Origin of the sequence: Planktothrix mougeotii LEGE 06226 (assembly GCF_015207485.1) — a bacterium.
Lineage (GTDB): Bacteria > Cyanobacteriota > Cyanobacteriia > Cyanobacteriales > Microcoleaceae > Planktothrix.
This window is the reverse complement of the sequence record NZ_JADEWU010000154.1, coordinates 1-2,151: the sequence shown is the minus strand read 5'-3', so window position 1 is coordinate 2,151 and position 2,151 is coordinate 1. Positions and strand designations below refer to the sequence as shown.

The 2,151-nt window shown below is 47.1% G+C and carries 2 protein-coding genes; both read right to left on the bottom strand.

Features of this window, described 5'->3' with window-relative positions; all coding sequences use genetic code 11:
• A partial coding sequence (locus IQ236_RS27465) for a DUF4912 domain-containing protein (RefSeq protein ID WP_193872398.1) occupies window positions 1–1,231 on the bottom strand: 1,231 nt, incomplete at its 3' end.
• Window positions 1,232–1,484: 253 nt separating this feature from the next.
• The coding region (locus IQ236_RS27460) for an ARC6/PARC6 family protein (RefSeq protein ID WP_193872396.1) at window positions 1,485–2,151 on the bottom strand (667 nt) is incomplete at its 5' end.

Here is a 2,151-nt window from a genome sequence, read left to right as displayed (position 1 = left end):
CCGACATTCCGATACCAGAGAGGGTTTGACCAATACCTAAACCTGCGCCCGACATTCCCACACCCGAAGTGGTGTAACCGACACCAGACTGGGTATAACCCAAACCTGCGCCCGACATTCCGATACCGGACATCGTTTGACCAATACCTAAACCTGCGCCCGACATTCCCACACCGGAAGTGGTGTAACCTACGCCGGACTGGGTGTAACCCAAACCTACCCCGGACATTCCGATACCGGAAGTGGTGTAACCCAAACCTGCGCCTGACATTCCGACACCGGACATGATTTGTCCAATACCTGCACCGGACATGATTTGTCCAACACCGGACATACCCACACCGGACAGGGTTTCACCCACTCCAGAGGCCCACATTCCCACACCCGAAGGAAAGATAAAGGAACTCACCGTCTCTTGGGGTTTGACGACTTGGTGCATGGAACCAAACAGAGAACCTGCGATGCGTTTGGCTTCTGCTTCCCTGGATAACCCAAATAAATCGTCGTGAACCCCTGCCAGGACATAGGTTTTGCTGGGGACGGGGAATTCATAAAAGGTTTTCCCTTGTAATTCTTCGTCCCAAGACACAGTAATAAATTGATCGTCAATCCATTCTGCGGGATAAACCGGAGGAATGCGAGTTGCAGCAGAACGCGCTAATCCTAACCAACGACCATCAACACAGCGATAACCAATTTCAACTACATAGTCGCGGTCACTGACAGGAACCGGTAAATACCATTCCCGTGCTAATTCATCACAGGGATATTCTTGAATACTATGGGGACTTTGAGACTTTAACTCAATATCGGTAACATCATAAATCCGTAGAGCCAGTTGTTGTCCACCTTGACGCCGACACATTTCTTTGTGTTCGTTAGAGACATCCCAGTAAGCATAGGCCCATTCAGGATCTCTGGGCATCATAACGATTTGGCTTTCACCATATCCAATGGGTAAATCCACTAACCCCTCATCCACTGAGGATAAGGAATCATCGATTTGATAGTTTTGACTAACGACGGAAAACTTTGCGACTTCCACTTCTTCTTGTGCCTCCAATGCGCGTGATGGATTAGGGGTTCCAAACTTTTGACTTTCGATTTCTTGAATAGCTTCTAAAAGCTGAGATTTACGCATTCGGCTATAGCGAGAAATGCCATATTCACTTGCGACCTTGCGGAGTTTCCGGAGGGTCATATCTTCTAAAGGTGGACGTTCCTTTGGCATAAAAGGGTGATCTCCATTGGTTTAAACAGTAGATGGATAACTCTGTAGAAATTCTTCGGGATCATGGGGATCGCTTGATTAATGACCATGTTGCAGAAAATATTGAATTTGGTCAAGGGGTAACTAAAGGTATTGATGAGTAAATATACACAGTTTTCACGGTTTTGGGGATCGTGATGTCATGAAACCCTGACATTTTGAGGAAAAAAAATCCTCTTTGGGATCAAAGAGGGAAACCGGGATCGGAAATAAATCAACGGATTACTTGCCAATCTTCAATGCGCCATTGCCCATCCTTGCGAATAAAGCGATATTGAATTTGCAAAGAAGCATTTTCAGTATTTTGGAGTTGACCCTGACTGTAAAATTGAGCCTGTTCCTCAACATCCGCATAGGCAACGGCTTGATTGGGATTGGCTTGATCCATCTGGACTTCAGTAACTTTCAGACTATGTTTGTAAGTGCGATGGGAACCCTCTTGTTTCATCGTTTCTGCCATCCCCACCCAACGAGCTAGGGCTGGATCAACTAAAATTTGTCGTAACCCTTCAACTTGATGCTCAGGCCCCATAGCAGCCGATTTCATCGACAACCATTGGTTGAGTTTGGCTTCAGCCACTTCCGGGGTAATTTTTTCCGGTTCTGCGGTTACAGGTTTGGGTTCAGGAATCGGTAAGGGAGGCTGGTTTAACTGCACCATTGCCTGTTCCCCTTTCAATTTAGGCCCAGACCAGCCCAAAACGTCTGCTAAGGCTCCAAAAGCAAGGGACAGTAAAAACCACAGTAACCAAATCCCCAACAATCCCCCCACACCCAAAATTAACAACCGACGCCATTTACTCGCATCATTTTTCCGTTGAATACGACGGAGGCTGCTGCTATTAGCTGGGGGAGGTGCAGTGGTTGGTGTCGGGGCTGTC